Here is a 25,454-nt window from a genome sequence, read left to right as displayed (position 1 = left end):
CCAGCGGGAGGCCGCGCGATGGACGAGTTGGGACAGGTCGTGGCGACCCACCGCGTCGACACCGACCGGCGGACGGCGATCGGCGGCTGGGGCATCGCGCTCGGCGTGCTCGCGCTGGTCATCGCCGCGAACCTGGCGGGCGAGGTCGGCGACGCCGCGTCGGCCGGGCGGCAGGCCCTGGGCGGGGCCATCGGGCTGGCCCTGTCGGCGTTCGCCATCGGCGGGTGGCACCTGGCCAAGCGCGCGCTGCTGCCGGGGGAGCGGTTCGTGGTGCGCGAGCGCGGGCTGGTGCACGTGACCGACCGGCGCGACGTCGTGGTCCCGTGGGCGGCGGTCGTGCACGCCAGGGTCCAGGTCGGGCACGTGCACAGCCCGATCGCGCACTACTTCGGCAGCCAGTGCTGGGTGGCGCTGAAGGTGCGGGGCAGGCGGGGCCGGGTCCGGTTCAGCGGCCTGACCGAGGGCTACGACCGGCTGCTGGAGTCCGTGCTGCACCACTGCCCGCCCGCCCCGGGGCGCTCGGTCCGCGCGCGGTGGACGTGGGCGGGCGTGGCGGTGGCCTCGGCCGGGACGGGCCTCGCGCTGGGCCTGGGCATCGATGACGACATGACGGACACCGGGGCGCTGTTCACGGCCATCGGACTGGTGGTTTGTTTCGTACTGGCGGTCACCGGTGTTGTCCTTGCCGTGCGCCGAAACTGACTGTCCACAAGGTTCAGTCGCACACCGTGCCCCGGGCGACACCCAGGGTGCTTAGCGCATTCGGGGGATTGCATGCGTCCATCCGATTGGCGAGAGTTTCGATTCAGACGCATCCACCGATGCTGTTGGAGGCGACTTTGGTCAGGATCGGACTTCGGGACATCACGAAGGTGTTCCCCGGCGGCGCGGTCGCGCTCGACGGCGTCGAGCTCGACATCGCCGACGGCGAGTTCATGGTGCTGATCGGCCCGTCGGGCTGCGGCAAGTCCACCCTGCTGCGGATCATCGCCGGGCTGGAGTCGCCCACCGAGGGCGAGGTGTTCCTCGACGGCATGGCCGCCGGGCACCTCACGCCCAAGGAGCGGCAGGTGGCGATGGTGTTCCAGAACTTCGCGCTCTACCCGCACATGCGCGCGGGGGAGAACATCGCCTTCCCGCTGCGCATCTCCGGCATGGACGTCTCCGCCCAGGGCGAGCGCGTCGCCGAGTCCGCCGCCGCCCTCGGCGTGCGAGAACTGCTCAGCCGCTGGCCGCACCAGCTCTCCGGCGGGCAGCGCCAGCGGGTGGCGATGGGCCGCGCGCTCGTCCGCCAGCCCCGGCTGTTCCTGCTGGACGAGCCACTGTCCAATCTCGACAGCGGGCTGCGGGCGGAGCTGCGCGCGGAGATCTCGGCCATGGTGCGCTCGCTGGGCGTGACGACCGTCTACGTCACCCACGACCAGACCGAGGCGCTCACCCTCGCCGACCACATCGCGGTGCTGCGCGGCGGTGTCCTGCAAGACGTCGGCGCCCCCGGCCGGGTCTACGACAAGCCCGCGACGATGTTCGTCGCCGCCTTCCTCGGCACCCCGCGCATCACGCTGCTGGAGGCGTTCGTCTACGTCTACCTCAACAGCCACGTCGCCCTGCGCGTGGGCGATCAGCAGCTGTCCATCCCGTGGGCCGACCCGCGCGCCCGCGAGCTGGCGCACTACCACGGCGAGTCCATCGTCGTCGGGGTGCGCGCCGAGGCCCTCGCCCCGATCGCCGAACCCCGCCGCGGGCAGTCGCTGAGCGGGACCATCGGGCACCTGGAGCACCACGGCCACGAGTCGCTGGCCTTCGTCGACATCGGCGCCACCGAGATCGACCTCGACGCGGAGATCGCCAAGCCCAGCGCGGCGGTGGCCACCCGCAGGCACGCCCGCAAGACCGAGACGGTCTTCTCCCGCCTCCTCGACCGGGTCACCCGCCAGGAGCGCCCCCAGGAGGACGCGGCGCAGGACACCGGCCACGCGGGCCGCCACCACCTGCGTCCCGCGGAGCTGACGGTGCGCCTGCCGCCGCGGGTGCGGGCCTCGCCGGGGGAGAACATGACCATCGGCGTGCGGCTGGGCCTGCTGCACTTCTTCGAGCGCCGCGGCGCGCGGATCGACGTCGGCTGGCGCTGAGCACCGCGGCGGTCGACCCGAGCGGGTGGTCGGCATCGGCTCCGGAGCTGACAGGTCAGCGGGCGGTGGCGAGGAGCGGGGCGACGCGGCGGGCGGTGTGGGTGAGCTGGTTGACGATGGCGGGGAAGCGCTCGTCGGTGACGCGGACCGCGGGGCCCTGGACGGCGAGCGCGGCGACCACCCCCGTGGTCGTGCGCACGGGGACGGCGACGGCCCGGACGCCGGGGTGGCGTTCCTCGTCGTTGAGCGCCCAGCCGCGCTCGCGGACGGCGTGGAGGTCGGCGAGCAGGGCGTCGGGGTCGGTGACCGTGCGGGAGGTGTGGCGGGCCAGCGCGCCGAGGGAGCGGGTCTCGCCCTCCACGTCCTCGGCGGCGGCCAGCAGGCACTTGCCCATCGCCGAGGTGTGCAGGGGGACGCGGGTGCCCGCGGCCTGGTCGAAGCGCAGCGGCTGGTGCGAGGGGACGTCCAGGACGACCTGTACGTCGCGGCCGGTGCGGATGCCGAGGTTGACCGACTCGCCGGTGCTCTCGGCCAGTTCGGCCAGCAGCGGCCGGGCCTCGACGTAGCCCAGCTGACCCGCGGCGCGGGCGCCGAGCACGGCCAGGGTGGGGCCGAGCTGGTAGCGGTCGCCGCGCGGCTCCTGCATGAGCAGGCCGCCCTCGGCCAGCGCCCTGGTGACCCGGTGCGTGGTGCTCACCGTGAGCCCGGTGCGCCTGGCCAGTTCGCTGATGCCCAGGGCGCGCTCGCCGCTCCCGAAACACCCCAGCACCGACAGGGCCCGCTCGATCGCCTGCGCTCCCGACCGCGATCCGGCCTCCCGCTCGTCAGCCACGCATTGAATCCTGGCACACCGGCGCGGTGAAGATCAGATCAGTCGGTGCGGCCGGACCGGTGGGTGAACCGCGAAGGGCGCCACCACCCACGCCGACCCCGGCACCAGGCAACGCGGTGTGGACCACCAGGGCCACAGTGGACACGATCGGCGGCGCGAGCAGGCCGGCGATGTCCGGCACGCCCTGCGACGCCCACGCCGCGGCCTTGTCCGCCGCCGTCTGTGGCGTCGCAGATCCGCAAAGGTCCACTGTGGATGGAATGAGGGGACTGTCGAGGTCGGGTTGGGGCAGCAAGGGGATATTCACGCCGCCATGCGCCGACTCGTCTTCGGTATCTGATCGGGTGTTTCGACGCTGTGTCAATGCGAACAGTGGGTGATTGTGGGCTGGCAGAGTGTTCGGTAGCGTCGCCATCACTGAGGGCCGCGCAACGCAGCAGAGCCCCACTCCAGTGGGAACGCGGGGGTCTCCGTTGTCGAGTGACGAGATCGTCAATGGGTACATGGCTCGCACGCGGGCGTCACGGGCGCACTTCGAGCGCGTCAGGGACCTGATCCCGGCTGGTGCGACCCGCAGCCTGAACTCATGGCCGCCGTACCCGATCTACGTCGAGTCCGGCGACGGTGCCACCGTGCGCGACCTGGACGGCAACACTTACCGAGACTTCCTCGCCAATTACACCGCACTTCCCCTCGGCTACGCCGATCCGGACATCGTGGACGCCATCCGGCGCGGCCAGGACAACCCGACCGCTCTGTCGTTTTCCCGCACGCTGGAGCGCGACCTGGCCGAACTCATCGTCGACCGCGTCCCCGGTGTCGATCGGGTGCGCTTCACCGGGTCGGGCACCGAGGCGGTGATGTTCGCGCTGCGCCTGGCCAGGGCCCACACCGGACGTCCGCGGGTGGCCAAAGCCGAGGGGGGCTTCCACGGCACCATCGACGACGTCATGGTCAGCGTCCGGCCCGCGCCGGACCTGGCCGGGCCCGCGCACGCCCCGGCCTCGGTGGCCGAGATGCGCGGCATCCCGGCATCGCGGGTGGCCGACACGGTCGTCCTTCCCTTCAACGACACCGAGAACACGCTGGCGATCCTGCGCGCGAGGGCCGAGGAGCTGGCCGCGGTCATCCTGGAGCCGGTGCTCGGCGTCGGCGGCATGATTCCGGCCGAGCCGGACTACCTGCGTGCCGTCCGCGCCGCCTGTGACGAACTTGGCATCGTGCTCATCTTCGACGAGGTGATCACCCTGCGCCTGGCCGTCGGCGGCGGCCAAGCGCTCTACGAGGTCACCCCCGACCTCACCACCAGCGGCAAGGTCATCGGCGGTGGCTTTCCCATCGGGGCCTACGGCGGCCGCGCGGAGATCATGGCGCTGCTGGAACCCCAGGGCGGCACCGATGTCTACGACGCCCGCTCAGGCGGCCCCGCCCTCTACCAAGGCGGCACTTTCACCGGCAACCCGATGAGCCTCGCCGCGGGCGTGGTGACGCTGGGCAAACTCGACGACGCCGCCATCGCCGCCCTCAACAAGACGGGCGACGCCCTGCGCGCCGCGCTGGTCGAGCGGTTCGCCGACGCGCCGGTCCCGGCGGCGGTGACCGGAGTCGGCTCGCTGTTCGCGCTGCACATCGGTCCGCGAGAGGTGCGGTGCTATCGCGACACCTGGGCCGTGGACGCGGCCATGCAGCACCAGTTCTTCCTCGGCCTGCTCGCCAGGGGGGCGATCGTGGCCCCGCGCGGAATGGGCTGTGTCTCCACCCGCACCTCGGCCGCGGACCTGGAGTTCTTTGTGGACGCGGTCAGCGACACGCTCGCCGCGATCGCTGACCGAGGGGATCTCTGATGCCGTGGACGGCAAGACAGTGCGAGCGTCGTGAGCGGTTCCGGCAGTTCGGCGCCGAGGTGGTGGCACCCGGCGCCGAGGAGCGCGACGAGGACGGCCGGTTCGACCCGAAGCTGTGGACCCGCCTGGCCGAGGAAGGTTTCTGGACCTCCCACCTGCCGGTCGACCTCGGAGGGGAGGGTGGCACGCTGTGGGAATTCCTTGCCGGGCTGGAGGGCCTGGCCGTGGGCGCCGACGACTCCGGGTTCGTGCTCTCCGCTGTCGCGCACGCGGGCCTGATGCACGTCCTGCTCGAACACGGCACCGACGACCAGCGGCGCAGGCTGTTGCCCGCGCTGGCCACGGGTGCGGTCGGCGCGACCGCGGCCACCGAGCCCCAGGGCGGCTCGCACGTGGCCGCCGTCGGCACGCGGGCCGTGCGCGGCGATGACGGGAAGCTGCTGCTGTCCGGGCGGAAGAGCCACATCACCAACGCCCCCGTCGCGAATCACCTGCTCGTCGTGGGCAGGCTCGCCGAGCTGGCCCCGCGCGACATCACGCTGTTCGTGCTCGACCGCGGCGTGCCGGGGCTGAGCACCGGTCCGCACGAGGACCTGCTCGGCCAGCGGACCAGTCCCACCGGCCCGATCATGCTCGATGACGTCCCGGTCACCGAGGCCGACATCGTCGGGCCCGCGGGCGACGGGCTGAACACCCTGTACTCCTTCCTGGCCTTCGACCGGCTGATGTACGGCGTCGTCGTCGCCGCCCAGCTGGAGGGCCTGCTGCCCGACGTCATCGACCGGGTCACCACCCGCAGGGCGTTCGGCACCGAGATCGGCAACCACGAGTACATCCAGGACAAGGTCGTCACCATGCGCATGACGATCGAGACGTCCCGGCACTTGGCCTACGCCGCCGCGGACGCGCTGGTGAAGGGCGACTCGGCGTACAGCTCCCTCGCGTCGTGCGCCAAGATCGCCGCGTCGGAGGGCGCGGTGTCCTCAGCGGTGGAGCTGATTCAGGTTTACGGCCACCAGGGTTACATGCGCGGCGGCGGGATCGAGCGCAGGCTGCGTGACGCGGTCGCCATCCGCATCGCGGGCGGGACAACGGAAATGCAGAAGAAGAACATCTACAACGACGTGGTCAGGCGGTACCGATGAGTTCCACCGAGATGGTCCGGCTGGCCGGGAACGCCACCCACGTGGTGCGCGAGCGGGACTGCGCCACCCAGTGGGGCAACGAGGGGCTGACGGTGCTGTCCACGCCGTCGATCCTCGGTCTGATGGAGCAGACCTGCGTCGAGACGCTGGCCGCGACGCTGGAGCCTGGCCAGATGACTGTCGGCGCCGCGGTGACCATGAGCCACGAGGCGCCGAGCAAGCTCGGGGAGGCCGTGACCTACGGCGTGGAGATCGAGCGGCGCGGCAAGTCCATCGACGTGGTGTTCACCGTGTCCAACGCCGACGGCACAGTGGTCAGCCGCGGCACGCACAAGCGGGCGGTGATCGATCGGGCCCGGTTCCTGGCCAGGTTGGGCTAGTGGGCTACCGCTCGGTCGTGGCCGCCCCGCGCTGGGGCTTCTGGGCGGGCGCGACCCTCGGTGCCCGCCTGCCGGTCGCGATGGCCCCCCTTGCGCTGATGCTGACCGGCTACCACGTCGGCGGCGGGGCCGCGGTCGGCGGCGCGCTGGTCGCCGGGCACACCCTGGGCGAGGTCGTCGCGGCGTCTTCTGCGGGCGCGGCGATGGACCGCTTCTCGCCCCGGCGCGGGCTGGCCGTCTCGCTGGCGGCAGAGGCCGTGCTGTTCGCCCTGTTCGCCGTGCTGGTGGCCTCCGGCTCGGGTCCGGTTTGGCTGGTGGCGGTGGCCGTGCTGGCGGGCGCGGTCGCGGCGGGCGCGCCGGGCGGGCTGCGGGCCGCGCTCACCGGGATCGTGCCCGCGGGCGGGTTGGCGCGGGCGCTGGCGGTGGACTCGGTGCTCAACCAGACCTCGTGGGTGGCCGCCCCGCTGGCCGTTGGCGGCCTCGCCGCGCTGGTGTCCACCCCGGCCGCGCTCGTCCTGTTGGCGGTCACCCCCGCGGTGGGCGCGGCCTGCGCTCTCGGCCTGCCCCGTGGTGGGCGCGTGCGCGAGCGTTCGCGGCACGACCGCCTGGGCCCGCTGCTCCGGCTGCTGGCCCGGCCGCTGGCCCTGACCGCCTTGTGGCGCCTGGCTTTCGGCATCCTGACCATCGCTGTGGTGCCGATGCTGGGGGAGGTCGCCCCGGTGGCCCTGGCGGTGTTCGCCGTGGGCACGATTTGTGGCAGCGTGGCCTACAGCGGTCGGACCTGGCCGTGGCGTCCCGAGCAGCACGCCGACTTGGCGGTGCTGTTTCTTGGCGCGGTGTTGGCCTTGACCCCCTTGCTGTCCGGTCCGGTGGCCCTTGTCGCCCTCTATGGAGTCGCCGGACTGCTCGAAGGGCCTGCCGCCCTGGGCCGTTCCCTCCAGCTGGAGCGCGTCCTGCCGCCCGAGCGCCGTTCGACCGGGTTCTCCCTGCAGTACGCGGCCATCGGTATCGGGTTCGGCGCCGCGGGCCTGGTCCCCGCCCAGTTCATCACCGTGGTGCCGCCAGGGGTCGTCGTCGCCCTCACCGGCGCGGTGATCGCGCTGGGCGCCGTGGTCGCCCTCGCCACCGACCGGCCTACGCCGCCCGCGGCGGCGCGGTGGAGTCGCGGATGACGAGCGTGTGGGAGGCGTAGCGGCGGCGGACGCGGGCCGAGGGCGACTTGAGCGCCAGCTCCAGCACCTGCTCGCCCATCTCCGCCATGGGCAGGCGGACCGTCGTCAGCGCGGGCCACAGGTACTCCACGACGGCGACGTCGTCGAAACCGGAGACCGAGATGTCGCCGGGGACGGTGAGACCGCGGGCGCGCAGGGCGGCGAGCACACCGATGGCCATGTCGTCGTTCAGCGCGGCGATGGCGGTGACCTCGGGGTGGGCGTCGAGGATGGCGTGGGTGGCGCGCCGCCCGCCCACCCTGGTGAACTCCTCCTCCACGACCGGCAGGTCCTCCAGCGACAGGCCCGCCGCGGCCAGCGCCTCGGCGGCGCCCGTCAGGCGGTCGGCCACGGTGTTCAGCGCGCGGGCGCCGACGGCGAAGGCGATACGGCGGTGGCCGAGCGAGAGCAGGTGCGCGGTGATGTCGCGCCCGCCCGCGATGTTGTCCGGGAGCACGGCGTCCGCCCCGAAGTGGTGGCGGCCGATCACCGCGACCCGCCCGCCCGCGGCCTGGAACGCGCGCAGCTCGGCCTTCGCCGGGGCCTGGGTGCGCGGGTCGACGAACCCCGACCCGGCGATGATGATGGCCCGGACGCCGTTGGCGGCGAGGGCGCGGATCTGGGCCAGCTCGCTGTCGGGGTCGCGGCCGGTGTGGCCGATCTGCACGGTGAGCCCCTGGCGGGCGCCCACGCGCAGCACGCCGCTGGCGATCTCGGCGAAGTAGGGGTCGCCGATCTCGTGCACGAGCAGGCCGATGGTGGTGCTCGCGCCGCCCGCCAGCGTGCGGGCGTGCACGTTGGCCACGTAGCCCATCTCGGCGGCGACCTCGCGGACCCTGGCGGCGATGGTGTCGCTCACCCCCGGCGATCCCGACAGCGCCCTGGACGCGGCCGCGATCGACACCCCGGCCGCCTCCGCGACATCGATCAGCCGCGCCCGTCGCTGTGCCATCAGCCATCCCTTGCCCGATGTTGACGAGACCATGATGTCGGGGGAGCACTTGCCACCGCCGACCGGTCCGCCCTATCGTACCGTAAGCGCTTACGAAAGCGCTTACACCGTCGTGCGTCGATCCGCGTCCGGGCGGGACACCGAGGGAGCGAGCATGAGCACGTACCGCATCCTGATGAACGGCGTGACCGGCCGAATGGGCTACCGCCAGCACCTGCTGCGCTCGGTGCTGGCCATCCGCGACGAGGGCGGCGTCGTCCTGCCCGACGGCGGCAGGCTCCAGGTCGAGCCGGTCCTGGTGGGCCGCAACGCCGACAAGCTCGCGCGCATCGCCGACGAGCACGGCATCGCCGAGTGGCAAACCAACCTCGACGCCGCGCTGGAGGACGACGCGCCGATCTACTTCGACTCCGTGGTCACCAGCGAGCGCAAGGACGCCATCGGCAAGGCGATCGCCGCGGGCAAGCACGTCTACACCGAGAAGCCGGTGGCCATGTCCGTCGACGAGGGCGGGGAGCTGGTCCGCGCCGCCGACGCGGCGGGCATCGTCAACGGCGTCGTGCACGACAAGCTGTACCTGCCGGGGCTGCTCAAGCTCAAGCGGCTCATCGACGCCGGGTTCTTCGGCCGGGTCCTGTCGGTGCGCGGCGAGTTCGGGTACTGGGTCTTCGAGGGCGACCTGCAGCGCGCGCAGCGGCCCAGCTGGAACTACCGGGCCGAGGACGGCGGCGGGGTCGTGCTGGACATGTTCTGCCACTGGAACTACGTGATGGAGAACCTGTTCGGCCCGGTGGAGGCGGTCACCGCCAGGGCGGTCACGCACATCCCCGAGCGCTGGGACGAGAACGGCGAGCGCTACCAGGCCACCGCCGACGACGCCGCGTACGCCATCTTCGAGCTGGTGGGCGGGATCATCGCCCAGGTCAACTCGTCGTGGGCGGTGCGGGTGGAGCGCAAGGAGCTGGTGGAGTTCCAAGTGGACGGCACGCACGGGTCGGCGGTGGCCGGGCTGTTCGGGTGCCGGGTGCAGCCGCGGGTGCGCACGCCCATGCCGGTGTGGAACCCGGACGAGCGGACCACCGAGGACTTCCGCGCCCAGTGGGACGAGGTGCCGGACAACCAGGTGTTCATCAACGGTTTCCGCGCGCAGTGGGAGCGCTTCCTGCAGGACGTGCACTTCGGCAGGCCGCACCCGTACGACCTGGCGGCGGGCGTGCGCGGGCTGCGGCTGGCCAAGGCGGGCATGGAGTCCTCCGAACACGGGCGCCGTATCCGGCTGTCCGGGGAGAGTGCGCGGTGAGCGTGCTCATCCCGGTGGAGGGCGGCTGGACCGAAGTCGTCCTCCAGGAGCCGCGCGCGTGGGTCGAGCACCCCTCGGCCCACTCCTCACGGGTGGCCTTCGCCGCGGCGCACGTCGCCGCCGACCCCGTCGGGGACAACACCCCGGCCGCGCCCGCCCGCGTGGACTGGGAGTCGACGCTGGCTTTCCGCCGCCACCTGTTCCGCTACGGCCTGGGCGTGGCGGAGGCCATGGACACCGCCCAGCGCAACATGGGGCTGGACTGGGCCGCGGTGCGGGAGCTGATCCGGCGCAGCGCCGAGCAGGCCCGCGCCTTCGGCGCCCTGATCGCCTCCGGAGCGGGAACCGACCACGTCAGCGGCGAGCTCTCGGTGGACGAGGTCGTCGCGGCGTACGAGGAGCAGGTCGCCTTCGTGGAGTCCGCGGGCTCCCGGGTGATCCTCATGGCCTCCCGCCACCTGGCCCGCAGCGCGCGCTCCGCCGAGGACTACCACAAGGTGTACGGCGCGATCCTGCGCCAGGTCCGGGAACCGGTGATCCTGCACTGGCTCGGCGCCGCCTTCGATCCGAACCTGGCCGCCTACTGGGGCTCCCGGGACATCCCCACCGCGACCGCCACCTTCCTCGACATCGTCAGGGAGCACGCGGACCGCGTCGACGGCGTCAAGGTCTCCCTGCTCTCCGCCGACCACGAACGCGCCCTGCGCGCCGTTCTCCCGCCGGGGGTGCGCCTGTACACCGGCGACGACTTCCACTACCCGGAGCTGATCCGCGGCGACGGCGAGCACCACTCCGACGCCCTGCTCGGCGCGTTCGCCGCCGTCGCCCCCGCCGCGTCCGCCGCGCTCACCGCCCTGGACCGCGGCGACCTCGACACCTACGACGCGGAGATGGCGCCCACCCTCGCGCTGTCGCGGCACATCTTCAGCGCGCCCACGTACTACTACAAGACCGGGATCGCCTTCCTGGCCTGGCTGTGCGGGCACCAGCCCGGCTTCACCATGATCGCCGGGCTGCAGTCCGCGCGGAGCGTCCCGCACCTGGCCGAGGTGTTCGCCCTCGCCAACGCCGCCCGCCTCCTGCCCGACCCCGACCTGGCGGTCCACCGGCTGCGCTCCTGGCTGACCACGGCTGGAGCCCTCCGGTGACCGCCGACGTCCCCTCCGGCGCCGCCGCCCGCGTCCCCACGCCTCGACCCGGTGACCCGCGGCTGGCCCGGCTGTCGCTGAACCAGCGCACCACCGCCGGGTGGTCGGTCGCCGAGGCCGTCGACGGGTGCGTGGCCGCGGGGATCGGGGCCATCGGGCTGTGGCGCGAACCGGTGGCCGACGTGGGGCTGGCCGCCGCCGCGCGGATGGTCCGGGACGCGGGCCTGCGGGTGTCGTCGCTGTGCCGCGGGGGCTTCTTCACCGGGGGTGACAACCACGCCGACAACATCGCCGCCCTCGATGAGGCCGCCGAGCTGGGCACCGACGTGCTCGTGCTCGTCCCCGGCGGCCTGCCCGACCGCGACATCGACGGCGCCCGCCGCCGCGTCACCGACGCCGTGGCCGCCCTCGTCGAGCCCGCCCGGGAGCGCGGGGTCCGGCTGGCCATCGAACCGATGCACCCGATCTTCGCCGCCGACCGCGGCGTCATCTCCACCCTGGCGCAGGCGCTGGACATCGCCGAGGAGCACCCCGTCGACGCGGTGGGTGTCGTCGTGGACACCTTCCACGTGTGGTGGGAGCCCGGCGTGCTCGACCAGATCGCCCGCGCGGGCCGACGCGTGCTGTCCTACCAGGTCGGCGACTGGATCACCCCGCTGCCCGCCGACACCCTGCTCAGCCGCGGCATGGTCGGCGACGGCCACATCGACTTCGCCGCGCTCACCGGGGCCGTCGCCGCGGCGGGCTACGCGGGCGATGTCGAGGTGGAGATCTTCAACGCCGACATCTGGGCCGCCCCCGGCGCCGACGTCGTCGCCACGTTGGCGCGCCGCTACGTCGAGCTGGTGGAGCCGTACCTCGGGTAGGTGACCAGGGAGAGCGCGGCGGCGACCGTGCCCGCGGTCATCACCCCGTGGCCCGCTGCGGTCCAGCAGGCGGCCGACGGGGATGTCGACCCGGCGGAGGCGAACTGCCCGCTGGGGTTGACCAGCCGGTGGTGGCGGTGATGCGGGGCGCGAGCACCGGGAAGGTGTGGAACAGCACACCCAGCTGGTGATCTCGGTGGCGCGCGGGGTGATGAGCACCCGTCTCAAGGTCCTGCGAGGACTGGATTCGAGTCCTTACCGAACTCGAACATTCCGCTGACACTTCCCTAACCCGCGTTCGCGAAAGTGGGCGTTGCCGGCAAAGGAGGACAGATGACCGTCATCACCGCGATCGATCAGGCCCGAGTGGACAGTGTTCCCGTGGACAGTGCCCGCATGGACAGTGACAGCACCTGTGGTGCGCTCGGCGCGCAGCAGCCGCCGCCGCTCGCCCCGGCATCCTCAGGCGCGTCGAACAGCCCCGACCCGCCGCACACGCCCGTGTCCGGCAGGACCAGCTCGACCCGTTCGGCCGCCGCCCGGTCCCCGGCGATGGCCGCGACGATCGAGCGGACCTGCTCGTACCCGGTCAGGGCGAGGAAGGTGGGCGCGCGACCGTAACTCTTCATCCCGGCGAGGTAGACGTGGGGCTCGGGGTGGCTCAGCTCGGCCGCGCCGTGCGGGTAGACCGTGCCGCAGGAGTGGGCGTTCGGGTCGATCAGCGGGGCGAGGGCGAGCGGGGCCTGCAGGGTGCTGTCGAGCGCCAAGCGGATCTCCGAGAGCCATGACAGGTCCGGCCGGAACCCGGTCAGCACGACGACCTCGTCCACGTCGCCGACCCGCTGCCCCTCGTCGGAGACCAGCGTCAGGGTGTCCGCGTCCCGTTCGACGGCGGCGGTGCGGAAGCCGGTGACGACGGTGACGCGGCCCGCGCCGACGGCGGCCTTGGCGCGCTGGCCCAAGGCGCCGCGGGCGGGGAGCTGGTCGGCCGCGCCGCCGCCGAAGGCGGTGCCGACCGCACCCCGGCGCAGCAGCCAGCTGACTCGGGTCGACGGGTGGCGCTCGGCCAGGCTGGTGAGGGCCACCAGCGCGGTCAAGGCGGAGTGGCCGCTGCCCGCGACGGCGACGTGCCTGCCCGCGTAGCGCTCGGCGACCGCGGGGTCGGTGAGGTTGGGCACCCGGTAGGTGACGCGGTCGGCGGCCGCGGGCTCCCCGACCGCGGGCAGGCCGTCGCCGCCGAGGGGGTTCGGTGAGCCCCACGTGCCGGAGGCGTCGATCAGCGCGCGGGCGGTGATCCGCTCGTCGCCGCGCACGCGGACCACCAGCGGCTCGCTGTCCCGGCCCGCGTCGACCACCCGGTCGCGGCCGCGGCGGGTCACCCCGACGACCTCGGCGTCGAACCGCACCCGGTCGCCGAGGGCGTCAGCCAGGGGGACCAGGTACTCCTGGGCCCACTGCGCGCCGGTCGGGTACGCGTCGGGATCGGGTTCGGTCCAGCCGCGCGGGGCCAGCAGCCTGCGGGCGGCCGGGGCCACCAGCTCCGACCACCGCGAGAACAGCCGCACGTGGTGCCACTGCGCCACCGCCGCCCCGGCATGCGCGCCACGCTCCAGCACCAGCGGGGTCAGGCCGCGCTCGACCAGTTCCGCCGCCGCAGCCAAACCGACCGGCCCCGCGCCCACGACCACCACAGGAAGCTCCATGACCACACCTTCCATCGATCATTCTCGATTGACATGGCGAGACTATCGAGCGCGCTCGATGAACGCAACCATCGGTGTCAGTCGATATAGTGGGCGGTATGCCGACCGCGCTGCCGCAAGTCCAGGTCCTGCCCACGGGCGAGGCGACCACGTACGCCGAATGGTTCGCCTGCCTGGCCGAGCCCATGCGGGTGCGCCTGCTGCACGCGGTGGCGACCAGCCCGACGGGCATCACCGTCGGCGCGCTGACCGCGATCCTCGGCATCAGCCAGCCCACCTGCTCCCACCACGTCCGCAGGCTCGCCGACGTCGGATTCGTGCACCTGCGCAAGGAGGGCACCGCCACGATCGTCACCGTCAACGCGGCCTGCTGCGCGGGTCTGCCCCACGCCGCCGACGCCGTCATGGGTCTGCTCGCGCCCCGCCCGTGCTGCCCGGAGGACCTGCCCCCCGAGGTCACCGTGCGCGCCTTGACGCCCGAGGACTGGGCAGCCGTGCGCCGCATCTACGCCGAGGGCATCGCCTCCGGCCTGGCCACCTTCGAGGCCACCGTGCCCAGCCGGGCGACCCTCGACGCCAAGTGGCTGCCCGGCCACCGCTGGGTCGCCGAACTCGACGGCGCCGTGGTCGGCTGGACCGCGGCCACCCCCGCCTCCACCCGCGAGTGCTACGCGGGCGTCGCCGAGACCTCCGTCTACGTCGCCGACGGCCACCGCGGCCGCGGCATCGGCAAGACCCTGCTCCACAAGCAGGTCACCGCCGCCGACGCCGACGGCCTCTGGACCCTGCAAACCGCCATCTTCACCGAGAACCGCCCCAGCATCGCCCTGCACCACGCCGCCGGCTACCGCACCGTCGGCATCCGCGAACGCATCGCCCAGCGCGACGGCACCTGGCACGACACCGTCGTCCTCGAACGCCGCTCACAGGTCAACTGAATTCCATTATGGACTGATACCGCCGGATGAATGAAACTCACCACCGGTTATACCGAGCAGTGGTGCGAGCGACTATGAAGGGAGAGGCGCCACAAGTCTTTGGGGGTGGAGACGTATGGGCACGCCGGAGATGGGGGATTCCGGTTCGACGCGCAACGCCGTCGAGGGATCGGTGACCGGGCAGGTCGTGCAGGCTCACTCCGTTGGCGTAGTGCACTTCCATGCCGCCGAAGGCACGGTTGTGCCGATGCAGGTGCCGCCGGGTCCGGCGGGGTTCGTCGGCCGGGAGTCGGAGCTGGCCGAACTCGACCGGCTGCGCCACCGTGCGCCGGTCGTGGTGTGCGGGATGGCGGGGGTCGGGAAGACGTCCCTGGCGCTGCGCTGGGCCCAGCGGTCGCAGACTGCCTTTGCCGACGGACAGCTCTTTGCCAACCTCGGCGGCGTTGAGCCGGTCACGCCGTCAACGGTCCTGGAGTGGTTCCTGCTGTCCCTGGGCACCACACCCGAACAGGTGCCCGCGGACCTGGACCGGCGGGCGGGTCTCTACCGGTCCCTGACCGCTCGGCGCGTGCTGCTCGTCGTGCTCGACAACGCCGTGTCGGCGGCGCAAGTGCGTCCCCTGCTGCCCACCGGGCCCGAATGCGCGGCCGTGATCACCAGCCGTGCCCGGTTGTCCGGCCTCGGTCTCGACGGTGCCCGGTGGCTGGACCTCGACCCGATGGCGGAGCGGGACTCGCTGCGACTGCTGCGTTCGGCGGTGGGGGAGGAGCGGGTAAGTGCTGAGGCGCCCGCGGCCGAGGCGGTGGCCAGACTCTGCGGTGGGCTGCCGCTGGCGCTCTCGGTCGTCGGGGCCAGGCTGGCCACCAGGGCCCGGCGCACCTTCGCCCGCGAACTGGCCGACCTGGCGGCCGAGCACACGCGGCTCTCCGAACTGGCCCTGGACGCCGACGCCTCCGTCGAGCTGGTCCTGGACCTCTCTCGCGCGGCCCTGCCCGCCGACGTTCTCGCCACCTACGCCTGCGCGGGCCGCCACCCCGGCCGTGAGTTCGGCGCCGCCGCGGTGGCCGCCGGACTGGGCTGGCCTGCGCCGCGCGCCCAGCGGGCGCTGGACTCCCTGGTGGAGGCGGGCATGGCGACCGAGCCCGAGGAGGGCCGCTACACCCTGCACGACCTGATCCGCCTGCACGCCATGAACACCGGGGCACCCACCGCACGGGAAGCGATGGTGCGCTGGTACCTCGACATCGCCGTCGCGGCCGACACCGTCATCCACCCGCTGCGCCCTCGGCTGGGCCCGCGCTACGGCCAGGTCGACGCCGACCGGTTCCCCGACAGCGCCGCCGCGATCGTCTGGCTCGACCGGGAACGCGCCAACCTGCGCGCTGCCCTGGACACCGCCGCCGCCCGCGCCTGGGACGACGTGGCCTGGCAGTTCTGTGAGGCCCTGTGGGGCCTGTTCCTGCACACCCGTCGCTACGGCGAGTGGATCGACATGCAGCTGGTAGGTGCCGCCGCCGCCCACCGCGTCGGCGACCGCCGGGCCGAGGCACGCGTGCGCGTCCAGCTCGCCTACGCCTACACCAAGACCGGCCGGACCACCGAGGCGTCCACCGAGATCAGCACCGCGCTGGAACTGGCCCGCGCCGAGGGCGATGAGGCCATGGAAGCCAGCGCCCTGGAGCAACTGGGCCTGCTCACCACCGATCCGCTGCGCGCCATGGAGCACTTCACCCGGTCCCGCGACCTGCACGAGCGCCTGGGAAGGCCGCGGGGCACGGCCCTGTGCCGCCGCCGCATCGGCGAAGTCCTGGTCACCCTGGGCCGAATCGACGAGGCCATCACCGAGTTCACCGCCGTCGCCGCCACCATGGCCGAACTCGGCGACCTGACCCAGCACACCCGCGCGGTCACCATGCTCTCCGCCGCTCACCTGCGGGCAGGCGACCGGGACCGCGCCCGGGGCGCCCTCAGCGCCGCCCTGACGACGATGCGCGGCTTCGGCTCTCCCCACTACCAGGCCGAGATCCTGACCGCCATGGCCGACGCCGACCCCGACAACGCCACGCGCTGGCTGACCGAGGCCGCCGACCTCTACGACGAGGTGGGCGACCCCAAGGCCACCGCCATCCGCGCCCGACTTGCGAGACGCTAGCTCAGCCGACGTCGATCCGGCAGCGTAAAGACTCCACGCAGGACAGAACGACCCGGGCGATCGCGACGCGGCGGTCCGCGCGGACGGGGAGCCGGACGTCGGCGACGGCCTGCCAGGCCGCGCTGGCGTCGGCGTCGGCGAGCAGCAGGTCGCCGGGTCCTCCCGGCCCATTCCAGGACACCGCATAGGCTCCGGGAGCGAGAGGTCTGATGTGGACGGTTATCGCCATTGTTCGCCTCACCACGGCACGGGATGGGGGATCTGGGCAGGCGGGGCCGTAGCGGGCCAGTTCGGTTCCGGTAGGCAGAGCAGACCGTACACCGCCCGCCGCAGGAGCGCGTGGGACTGGCCTTGGCGGGCGGAGATGGCCGCGGCGACCCGCGGCGCGGCCAGGCACGGCGGGACTGCGGCCACCTGCGGACCCAGTGGTGCGCTCAGGTCGAGCCGAGGCACTGTGCGTCCGAGGAGGTCGGCGACGCTGCCCCCGCGGATGTTGCCGTCGGGGAAGGCGGCCAGACACATCCGCACCCCCATGGCGGCGGCGTATCCGCTGGTCGAGCCGTGGTCGCCGATGACGACGTCGCTGGCCACCATGGTCGCCTGCCAGCCGCGCTCGGGCGGGATGACGAGCAGTCCCGCCTCGATCGCCCGGACCAGCCACGATCGCACCTGCCAGGCGCCGTGCACGGCCCAGATGTTCGGGTGCAGCACGGCCGCGACCCGCGCGGGCGCCAGTTCCCGGACGGCCCGCTCGTACAACTCGGGGAAGCGGCCGAAGGTGGACTCCGGCGACCACGTCGAACTGATCGTGACCAACTCGGTGTCGATCCCCAGCGCACGCCGGTACACCGCGCGCAGCGGCAGGCTCGCCCGCAGCCGGTCGAGGCACACGTCCCCGCCGATGAACGCCCGCGGACCTGCCTCGGGACAGCGTTCGCGCAACAGCGCCCGGTCGGCCTCGGTGGGCAGCGCGATCGCCGCCGGGATGACCCGCCCGCCGCGGGTCAGCAGTTCGCGGTCGAGCCCGGTGGTCGGCGCGGGAGCGGGCCCGGCGACCCGACTCCGCTTGCGCGACTTGCCCGCACCCGCCCCGTGCGGAAGCAAGAGCACATTCCCGTGCATTTGCTCCATGCAATCGTGGCTCGCGCACAGCACGACATCCCATTCCTGGCGCATCGCCTGACCCCAGGGAAGGACGACCGCACCGCATCCGCGCACGAACTCGGCAAGCCCGTGCCAGGTGTCGGCTGTCTCCGGAATCGTCAGCACCACCTGGATTCGGTGATCGCCGTCGAACACCGGCAGCAGATCGAGCAGCCGGGTCCCCGCGGTCATCGTCGGCATCGTGACCAGCACCGTCTTCAGCCCGGTCCGACTCAACCAGCGCGTCCCGACCGGTCCACGCACCCATTGCGTCATTTCCACCCTCCCCACGCCGCGTCCGCAAGCGGCATGGGCCAAGGCTGACGGGTACAACGGGCGTATCCCTTTCCGCGCGTTTAGCGGAACGCTTTCCGCGAGACGCGGATTGGGGCACCGGTCGAGCGAACTGGCAACGGTACTTTCCGTCCGCTTTCGGTATCTTCACCGATCGGCTCTCGCTACACTTTCTTTGTCACACAGCGTCGCATCGAGCTGCCTGTCGGTAGTCCACCGGGCGTGGGTCACGGTCCGGGGACCCAGCTTTAGGGGTGGAGCTGGTGAGCGAACTGATCGGCATCCTGGGCCCCACCGCGCTCAGAATCGATGGCGCGCTCACCGATGCCTGGGGAACCCCGCGCCAGCGCGCGTTCCTCGGTGCGCTGGCGCTGTACGCGGGCAAGTGGATGACCGTCGGACAGCTCGCCGAGTGGGTGTGGCCCGAGGAGGCCAGGCTGCCCCAGAGCCCGCCCGCCACGCTGCACAACCTGGCCACCAAAGTTCGCAAGTCCCTGCGCCGGATACCGACCGTGGCCGACATTAGCGGCAAGAACGGCAGGTACCGCTTGGAGGTGGACCGCGACGTCATTGACTACCACCGCTTCCGCAGGCTGATCCAGCAGTGCCGCACCAACCCGGCACAGGCGATCGAGACGGCTGCCGACGCTCTTGCCCTGTCGCGCGGCCCTTTCCTCGAAGACCTCCCCTCGGATGCGGCCGCGGTTCGCCGCGCCAAGTTCGACCACGACGAGCTGCTCCCCGCCCACGCCCACCTGGTCGAAGCCCTCCTCGCCGCCGACCGCTGCGACGACGCCTTGGCGCACATCGACGACATCGAGACCGAACACCCACTGCACTTCCGCTTGGCAAGGCTCCGTCTGACCGCCCTGCACCGATTGGGTCGCACCGAGGACGAGACCCAGTACTACATCACCATCCGAAACCGCCTGCTCGACTCGGGCGACGACGCCGCCGCCAACCACCTCCGCGAACATCACGAGCACCTTCGCGAACACGGCGGCCGGCTCAGGGAAGCAGCAGCCGCGGTCAAGACCGCACCACCCGAACAGATCCGTCCCAGCGCCTTTCCCTTCGACCCTCCTGACTTCTCCGGCCGTGAGGACCTCCTGTCCCGCCTCGATGCGGCGGCCACCGCGGGCGACGGTCAGCTCCTGCGCGGCGTGGTTGTCCTGGACGGCATGCCGGGAGTCGGCAAAACCGCGCTGGCCGTTCGCTGGGGCCACCGCGTCCGGCACCGCTTCTCCGGTGGCGACCTGTTCGTCCCCCTCAACGGCTACTCCAGCGACTCGCCCGCCCGCCACCACGCCGTCGTCGACGAGCTGCTGACCGCCTTGGGCCAGCACTTGGACAACAACGTTCCCGCGCGTGCCCGGGAAGTGATGCTGCGCGAACGGCTCGCGGGCAGGCACACGCTGGTCGTCCTGGACAACGCGCGCAACACCGAGCACGTCAAGAACCTGGTGCCGCTCCTGGCGGACTGCCTGGTCGTGATCACGAGCAGGCAGCGGCTCTCGACCCTGACCGCGCTGACCGGCGCCCGCCGGGTCAGCGTGCCGCCGATGTCGACCGCGGAATCCCGCGACCTGCTCACCGCGAGCCTGGGCAGACGGACGCCCGTGTCCATCGACCGCCTCACGGATCTGTGCGGCGGTCTGCCCCTGGTCCTCAACCTGGCCGCGAGCCACCTCGCCGAACACTTCGACACCTGGCCCCCCGAGCACCTGCCGGAGTCCTCGGCCCGCAGCCTGCTGCTGGAGTCGGGCGAGGACGGCGACGGAGCCGACTCACCCGAGACCGTCTTCGGCTGGTCCTACCATGGCCAGACGGACCGCGACCGCCGCCTTTTTCGCAGGCTCGCGCTCCTGCCCGGCCCCGAGTTCGGCCCGCAGGCCGCCGCCGTCTGCGCGGACCTTCCGACCGGCGACGTTCGCGCCGCCCTCAATCGCCTGGTCGGTGCCAACCTGCTCGAACGCCACGGCGACCGCTACCGCCTCCATGACCTGCTGCGCCACTACGCCGCCCGATGCCTGACGCGCGACGAGCCTGACGAGCATGAGCCCGCCAACCAACGAATGGTCGCCTACTACCTGGCCTCCACGACCCGCGCCAACCGTGTCCTGTACCCCAACGACCCCTCGGCCCCGCCGCTGCCTGGCCAGGACGAGGTCGTCATAGAGGCCATCGAGGGCGAGGCGGACGCCAAGGAGTGGTTCCGCCGGGAGCGGGTCAACATCATCGCCGTCATCGGCCTCGCCGCGAACGCCGGACACCACGGCCACGCTTGGCGGATCGCCCACGCGGCCTCCATCTACCTCGGCCGCCACGGGTTCCACGTGGATACCCGCCTCGTCCGCGAAGCGGCGGTCACGGCAGCCAAGGCCGACGGCCACCGCGAGGCGGAAGCCGCGTCGCTGTCCGACCTGGGTCTGTCCCACATCACCTTCGGTGACCTGGACGAGGCGTACCACTGCTTCAACTTCGGCAGACGGTACGCCCAAGAAACTGGCGACCTACTGGCCAAGAGCCGCACGGCCTTCCACATGGGACGCATCGAGATCATGCGGGGCAACCCCGGTGCCGCTGTCGACCTCCTCCGCGAGAGCCTCGACGCCGCGCGCCGCCTTGAGGACCGCCTCTTCCTGGGCTTCGCGCACTCCGCCCTCGGCGACGCCCTCCGCGCCATGTCGCGCTTGGAGGAGGCGAAGGTCCAGCTCTTCCACGCCCGGTTCTACGCCGAGACGGTGGACGATCCATCGGCGATGGCGGACTGCATGGCCAAGCTCGGGGCGGTCTTCCGGGACGAGGGCGAGTTCAGGAGCGCGGCAGGCCACTGCGCGCAGGCGCTGTTGATCATCGGAGCATCGGACCAGCACATGGTCGCCAAGATCAATGTCGACCTGGCCGACATCTACCACGCGGCAGGCATGCGTGACTTGGCCGAGCGGCACGCGCGCCAGGCGATCACCCTCGCCACGGACATCAATGACGTCCCCGCCCGCGCCAGTGCCCTTGATGCCCTCGGCGCTGTTCTGCGAGCCCAGGGGGAGCCCGTCAAAGCAGCCGAGGTGTGGAGTCAGGCGCTCGACCTGCACCTGCGGATGAACGACGCGCACCGCGCCGCGCTGATCCAGTCCCACCTCGTCGAGCTGTCCGGCGCGATACCCGACACCCGCCGTCCGGTGAGAAGCGACTTCCTGGACCAAGACCGGCTCTAGACACCCACCCCGGGTCTTCTTCCCGCCCGATCGGGTCGTAAAACCGTACAGCCGTTCGGGTGCACGCGTTGCTGTATGTGCAGTAGCGTCTCCATAGAGACTACAAGTAGGCAAGGCCACCAGTAGTCAGCGGCGATGCTCACTACTGATACTCTCCGCTTGACGCGTAGGCAGGTGTGAACCGTGGCCACGGAGGCCCCGATGCCTGGGCGTCACTGTCCCCATTGGTCGACCGCATCTCTGTTCGCGGACGAAGAAAGGCGCAACCTTGTTGAGGAAGGTCCTTGTGGTCAGCGGATTCCTGTTTGCCCTGCTGACCGCGTCTGCGGTGGCGTCCCAAGCTGAGGCCGCCGCCGAAAGTGCGGGGGCGACTCAGGAGTGGTGGATCACGCACTGACTCCGCGACGAATTACCTCGGGCGGGTGACTGGATCAGGGGTGAAGTCGACCAGGAGGGTGAGCATGTCGGTCTTGGGCAGTTGGCAGAAGTGCGCCATGTTTTCGACGACCGCAGGCTCGAGTGTCGCGACCCCGGAGTTCTCGGCGTCGTGCTCCAAGCGGTGCTGGGCCCACACCCGCAGGGGTGTGAGCTCGGCCCGCTGGTCGCGGGCGATGGCGTGCAGGTCCACCCGCACCCCCGTGTGGTCCAGATCGATCTCGGCGCGCTGCAGGGCGAGGGCGAGCAGTTCCGGTGCGGATGAGCCCAGGGCTCGGCTGATCTCCACGAGGCGGGCCACCGTGCAATGCCGAATGCCCTGCTCGTAGCCCGCCACGGTCTGCACGTGCAGGTCGGAGTCCAGACGTTCGACGAGTTCCGCCCTGGTCCAGCCAATGGCGGAGCGCGCCCGGCGGATCTCCTGTCCGACCGCGCGCGCGACATCTGCCGCCGACAACACGTTTCGCTGCCCAGGCACGCTTCAACAATGCGGGGTGACGGTCGAATTGGCAAGTCCGTCAATGGTGGTGTTCGTCTACCGGCACATTTTGTCAAGATCCCGCCCTGCCCGCGAGTTGTATGATCATGAGGGGCGTTCTTCCGTCCTGAGTTAGAGGGAAGAACGCCCCTGGCAGGCAATGCTCCTACATGTTATAGGGATAACACAGTTACTCGAGGAATATTTCGGGCTACCTTCCGAGGCGGAAGGTGGCCAGGACGGCTGGGCCCTCGAATACCAGGTAGAGGTCGTGACGGCCACCCGCGTGGACCAAGGGGGCCGACACCGTCGTATACCGGTAGTGGTCGCCGGTTGCCGGGACGGGCAGGGTTCCCAGTAGGGGGCCCGTGGGGCTGTCCAGGCGGACGGCGATGCGGGAGGCGGTGGGGGCCGAGACCACGGCGGTGATGTGGCTCCCGCCGTGGCGGAGGTCGGCGTCGTGGTAGCTGATCCAGCCCGTGCCGGTGGAGGCGACGGAGGTGCCGCGGTCCTTGGCGCGGTCGGTGAGGGTGATGTTGGCGTAGTCGTCGAAGGTCTCGGCGACGGTCTCGCGGTGGAGGTCGCGTGGGGGGATCTTCTCGCCGCGGACGCGGAGGGTGGCGCGTTGGTGGATGTGGGTGCTGGAGGAGCCGACCAGCAGGTCGTGGGTGGCTGACTCCACCGCCCAGCGCGAGCGGGTGACGTCCCAGTGGGCCAGGTCGGCGGCACGCAGGGTGATGGTGACCGAGCGGGTCTCGCCGGGGCGCAGGTGGACGGTGGCGAAACCGCGCAGGGTGCGCAGGGGTTGGGGGACGCGGGACTGGCGCTGGCGGGTGTAGAGCTGCACGACCTCGTGGCCCGCGCGGCGGCCGGTGTTGGTGACCGCCACGCTCACCCTGACCTCGCCGCCCGCGTGGACGACGGGGGTGCTCAGCGTCAGCCTGCGGTAGGCGAACGTGGTGTAGGACAGGCCGAAGCCGAACGGGTACAGCGGCGTGCCGGTGAAGTACTGGTACGTGCGCCGGGACTTGATGACGTCGTAGTCCAGGATGTCCGGCAGGTCGTCGGCCGAGCGGTACCAGGTCTGGGTGAGCCGCCCGGACGGGTTCGCGGCGCCGAAGAGCACGTCGGCCACGGCGGTGCCGGTCTCGGCGCCCGCGTGCGTCGTCCACAGGATCGCGGGCACGTGCGCCTGCGCCCAGGTGATCGTCGTCGGGTAGCTGTTCTCCAGCACCAGCACGGTGTTGGCGTTGGCCTCAAGCACGGCCTCCAGGACGGCCTGCTGGCCCGCCGCGAGGTTCATGTCCTGGCGGTCGTCGTCCTCGCGCCCGCTGATGAACGGCATGCTGCCCGCCACGACCACCGCCGCGTCGGCCTCGCGCGCCACGCGGACCGCCTCACCGACGCCGTCGCGCACGACCTCGCGGGTGAAGACGGTCGCCGTCTCGGCGGAGTTCGCGCCGACCACGAGCCTGCCGCCGGTCTCGGCCACGACGTAGCGCCGGTCGCCGAACCACGAGTCGTCGGTCTCGTTGCCCGCGTACTCCAGCACCAGCCCGCCCCCGTGCTCGACGAGCTTGAACTGCTGCTGCACGAACCACCCGCTCGGCTGGTCGGCGGTGTTCACCAGCGTGCGGTCGGGTCCAAAGGAGACGTACTTGCCGTTGGCGACCGCGCGCAGGGTGCGCACGCCCTCGCCCCAGTCGAAGACGTCGAAGTGGGTCGCCGGACCCGACTCGGCGGTCAGGGCGAGCGGCCCGCCCGCCGCGGTGACCGAGCGCCCGCCCACGCGCAGCGCGATCCGGTCGACGCCCTCGCTGAAGCTCACCACCGCGCCCGCGCCCAGCTTGTCGGTGATGCCCTTCAGCGGGGTCACCTTGTAGGGCAGGGCGCCGGAGTACCAGTCGGTGTAGAGGGTGTCGGCGAGCTGGCCGATCACCGCGACCCTGCGGACGCGGGCCGGGTCCAGCGGCAGCGCGCCGTCGTTCTTCAGCAGCACGATCGCCCGCGTGGCCGCCTCGCGGGCCAGGGCGCGGTGCGCGGCGGAGTCCACGACGTCGTGGCCGATGCCGGAGTACGGGCCGCCGTCGGGGTCGAACTCGCCCAGCCGGAAGCGCAGGTCGAGGATGTGCCGGACGGCGGTGTCCACATCGGACTCCGCGAGCAGCCCGCCTGCCAGCGCCGCCCGCAGCGCGTCGATCGTCTTGGCCGAGTTGGTGTCGTCGACGGTGAAGCTGTCCAGGCCCGCCTTGAGGATCGCGGCGTTGGCCTCGGCCTGCGTGGCGTAGTAGCCCTGGCTGCCGGTCAGGTTGTTCGGCCCGTGCGCGTCGGTGACGTTGAACAGCGTCCGCCGGGTCCACGTGCGCACCACGTCGTTGTGGTCGAAGTGCGCCGTCATCGGCCTGCCGTTGACCAGGTTGTACGCCGACATCACGCCGGTCACCGCGTCGGCGGAGATCGCGGGCTTGAACGCCGCCTCGTAGTACTCCCGCTTGACCCGGGGCCGCAGCACCGAGGACGTGGTGTCGCGGCGGACCTCGTTGTTGTTGGCCAGGTAGTGCTTGAGGACCGGGGCGGCGCGCAGCCGGTCGGGGTCCTCGCCCTGGATGCCGTGCCCGTAGGCGGTGGAGATGGCGCCGGTCAGGTGCGGGTCCTCGGCGTAGCCCTCCTCGTTGCGCCCCCAGCGGGGATCGCGCAGCAGGTTGACCACCGGCGCCCACAGCTGCAGGCCCCACACCCCCGGGTTCAGGGCGTGGAAGCCGCGGGCCTCGGTGCCCACCACGGCGCCCACCCGTCGCACCAGGTCCGGGTTCCACGTGCTCGCCAGCCCGAGGGCCTGCGGGAACACCGTCGCGGTCGCGGTGACCACGGCCCCGCCCGCGGACCTGTCGGTCGACCACGCCACCCCGTGCAGCGCCTCGGTCCCGGTCTTGAACGCGCCGACGCCCAGCCGGGGGACCGGCGCCTGGTACTGGTGCAGCAGGCCGAGCTTCTCGTCGAGGGTGAGCTTGCCCAGCAGGTCCGCGACCCGCTGCGCCTGCGGCCGGGCCGGGTCGCGGAAGGGGAAGGACTCCAAGGGCTCCGCCGACGCGAGCGCGGGCCGGACGGCGGCCAGGGCGGGCGCGGCGGCGGCGATCGCCAGCACGCGGCGGCGGGAGACAGGGTTCTGGCGCATTGCTGCGGCCTCCAGGACGTCATTGTCGAAGCGTTTCGACAGCCGTTCGACGGCGTGTCGCCTACGAGGGAGCGCGGTGAACGGACTATGTCACCGCCACGCGCGGCC

At 72.0% G+C, this 25,454-nt stretch carries 21 protein-coding genes; 13 read left to right on the top strand and 8 right to left on the bottom strand.

Annotated elements, in window-relative coordinates:
- Positions 1-18 precede the first annotated feature (18 nt).
- Positions 19-702 (top strand): hypothetical protein, encoded by a 684-nt coding sequence (locus ACTG9Q_RS23430; protein WP_455575009.1) that lies wholly within the window; start codon positions 19-21, stop codon positions 700-702.
- A 119-nt stretch (positions 703-821) separates the two neighbouring features.
- On the top strand, positions 822-2,132 hold the full coding sequence (locus ACTG9Q_RS23425; protein WP_455575008.1) for an ABC transporter ATP-binding protein: 1,311 nt from the start codon (positions 822-824) through the stop codon (positions 2,130-2,132).
- Between the two features lie 55 nt (positions 2,133-2,187).
- Here the strand turns inward: ACTG9Q_RS23425 and ACTG9Q_RS23420 are convergent, their stop codons facing one another.
- Entirely contained in the window at positions 2,188-2,964 is a 777-nt protein-coding gene (locus tag ACTG9Q_RS23420) for an IclR family transcriptional regulator (RefSeq protein ID WP_455575007.1), read from the bottom strand.
- The gene (locus tag ACTG9Q_RS23415) at positions 2,957-3,379 is read right to left on the bottom strand and encodes a hypothetical protein (RefSeq protein ID WP_455575006.1); all 423 of its coding nucleotides are present in this window, start codon (positions 3,377-3,379) and stop codon (positions 2,957-2,959) included. The genes ACTG9Q_RS23420 and ACTG9Q_RS23415 overlap by 8 nt, the downstream gene beginning before the upstream one ends.
- 88 nt (positions 3,380-3,467) lie before the next feature.
- Between ACTG9Q_RS23415 and ACTG9Q_RS23410 the strand changes: the two genes are divergently transcribed.
- The 4 genes from ACTG9Q_RS23410 to ACTG9Q_RS23395 are packed head-to-tail and all read left to right on the top strand — an operon-like array spanning position 3,468 to position 7,505.
- Positions 3,468-4,808, top strand: a complete 1,341-nt coding sequence (locus ACTG9Q_RS23410; protein ID WP_455575005.1) for an aspartate aminotransferase family protein — start codon at positions 3,468-3,470, stop codon at positions 4,806-4,808.
- A complete protein-coding gene (locus ACTG9Q_RS23405; protein ID WP_455575004.1) occupies positions 4,808-5,953 on the top strand; it encodes an acyl-CoA dehydrogenase family protein in 1,146 nt (381 codons plus the stop codon). Before ACTG9Q_RS23410 ends, ACTG9Q_RS23405 begins: the two co-directional genes overlap by 1 nt.
- The gene (locus ACTG9Q_RS23400; RefSeq protein ID WP_455575003.1) at positions 5,950-6,333 is read left to right on the top strand and encodes a thioesterase family protein; all 384 of its coding nucleotides are present in this window, start codon (positions 5,950-5,952) and stop codon (positions 6,331-6,333) included. Before ACTG9Q_RS23405 ends, ACTG9Q_RS23400 begins: the two co-directional genes overlap by 4 nt.
- On the top strand, positions 6,333-7,505 hold the full coding sequence (locus tag ACTG9Q_RS23395) for an MFS transporter (RefSeq protein ID WP_455575002.1): 1,173 nt from the start codon (positions 6,333-6,335) through the stop codon (positions 7,503-7,505). The genes ACTG9Q_RS23400 and ACTG9Q_RS23395 overlap by 1 nt, the downstream gene beginning before the upstream one ends.
- Here the strand turns inward: ACTG9Q_RS23395 and ACTG9Q_RS23390 are convergent.
- Positions 7,468-8,496, bottom strand: a complete 1,029-nt coding sequence (locus ACTG9Q_RS23390) for a LacI family DNA-binding transcriptional regulator (RefSeq protein WP_455575001.1) — start codon at positions 8,494-8,496, stop codon at positions 7,468-7,470. The two genes, ACTG9Q_RS23395 and ACTG9Q_RS23390, sit on opposite strands and share 38 nt — an antisense overlap.
- Before the next feature lie 154 nt (positions 8,497-8,650).
- Between ACTG9Q_RS23390 and ACTG9Q_RS23385 the strand changes: the two genes are divergently transcribed.
- From ACTG9Q_RS23385 to ACTG9Q_RS23370, 4 genes are all read left to right on the top strand, one after another.
- Positions 8,651-9,796: a Gfo/Idh/MocA family protein gene (locus ACTG9Q_RS23385; RefSeq protein ID WP_455575000.1), complete on the top strand. Its 1,146-nt coding sequence runs from the start codon at positions 8,651-8,653 to the stop codon at positions 9,794-9,796.
- Positions 9,793-10,944 carry a dihydrodipicolinate synthase family protein gene (locus ACTG9Q_RS23380; protein WP_455574999.1) on the top strand — a complete coding sequence of 384 codons (1,152 nt, stop codon included), beginning with the start codon at positions 9,793-9,795 and terminating at the stop codon, positions 10,942-10,944. Before ACTG9Q_RS23385 ends, ACTG9Q_RS23380 begins: the two co-directional genes overlap by 4 nt.
- A 62-nt stretch (positions 10,945-11,006) precedes the next feature.
- A complete protein-coding gene (locus tag ACTG9Q_RS23375) occupies positions 11,007-11,810 on the top strand; it encodes a sugar phosphate isomerase/epimerase family protein (protein ID WP_455575059.1) in 804 nt (267 codons plus the stop codon).
- Complete coding sequence (locus ACTG9Q_RS23370) at positions 11,811-11,951, top strand: hypothetical protein (RefSeq protein WP_455574998.1); 141 nt, start codon at positions 11,811-11,813, stop codon at positions 11,949-11,951.
- Positions 11,952-12,166: 215 nt separating this feature from the next.
- Here ACTG9Q_RS23370 and ACTG9Q_RS23365 read toward each other — a convergent pair whose 3' ends face one another.
- Positions 12,167-13,513, bottom strand: coding sequence for an NAD(P)-binding domain-containing protein (locus tag ACTG9Q_RS23365; RefSeq protein ID WP_455574997.1), 1,347 nt, complete (start codon positions 13,511-13,513; stop codon positions 12,167-12,169).
- A gap of 98 nt (positions 13,514-13,611) precedes the next feature.
- On the opposite strand from ACTG9Q_RS23365, the gene ACTG9Q_RS23360 reads away from it, so the two are divergent.
- Positions 13,612-14,451 carry a helix-turn-helix domain-containing GNAT family N-acetyltransferase gene (locus tag ACTG9Q_RS23360; RefSeq protein WP_455574996.1) on the top strand — a complete coding sequence of 280 codons (840 nt, stop codon included), beginning with the start codon at positions 13,612-13,614 and terminating at the stop codon, positions 14,449-14,451.
- Positions 14,452-14,698: 247 nt separating this feature from the next.
- A complete protein-coding gene (locus ACTG9Q_RS23355) occupies positions 14,699-16,603 on the top strand; it encodes an NB-ARC domain-containing protein (RefSeq protein WP_455574995.1) in 1,905 nt (634 codons plus the stop codon).
- Between the two features lies 1 nt (position 16,604).
- Here the strand turns inward: ACTG9Q_RS23355 and ACTG9Q_RS23350 are convergent, their stop codons facing one another.
- On the bottom strand, positions 16,605-16,784 hold the full coding sequence (locus ACTG9Q_RS23350) for a hypothetical protein (RefSeq protein WP_455574994.1): 180 nt from the start codon (positions 16,782-16,784) through the stop codon (positions 16,605-16,607).
- A 56-nt stretch (positions 16,785-16,840) separates the two neighbouring features.
- The gene (locus ACTG9Q_RS23345; RefSeq protein ID WP_455574993.1) at positions 16,841-18,022 is read right to left on the bottom strand and encodes a hypothetical protein; all 1,182 of its coding nucleotides are present in this window, start codon (positions 18,020-18,022) and stop codon (positions 16,841-16,843) included.
- A 281-nt stretch (positions 18,023-18,303) separates the two neighbouring features.
- Between ACTG9Q_RS23345 and ACTG9Q_RS23340 the strand changes: the two genes are divergently transcribed.
- On the top strand, positions 18,304-21,258 hold the full coding sequence (locus ACTG9Q_RS23340) for an AfsR/SARP family transcriptional regulator (RefSeq protein WP_455574992.1): 2,955 nt from the start codon (positions 18,304-18,306) through the stop codon (positions 21,256-21,258).
- Positions 21,259-21,667: 409 nt separating this feature from the next.
- Here the strand turns inward: ACTG9Q_RS23340 and ACTG9Q_RS23335 are convergent, their stop codons facing one another.
- On the bottom strand, positions 21,668-22,171 hold the full coding sequence (locus ACTG9Q_RS23335; protein WP_455574991.1) for a helix-turn-helix domain-containing protein: 504 nt from the start codon (positions 22,169-22,171) through the stop codon (positions 21,668-21,670).
- 211 nt (positions 22,172-22,382) lie between these two features.
- Complete coding sequence (locus tag ACTG9Q_RS23330; protein WP_455574990.1) at positions 22,383-25,346, bottom strand: glycoside hydrolase family 3 C-terminal domain-containing protein; 2,964 nt, start codon at positions 25,344-25,346, stop codon at positions 22,383-22,385.
- Between the last annotated feature and the right edge of the window lie 108 nt (positions 25,347-25,454).

Source organism: Actinokineospora lacus (assembly GCF_053813445.1).
The sequence above is the reverse complement of the archived record's forward strand: the minus strand, read 5'-3'. Positions and strand labels throughout refer to the sequence as shown.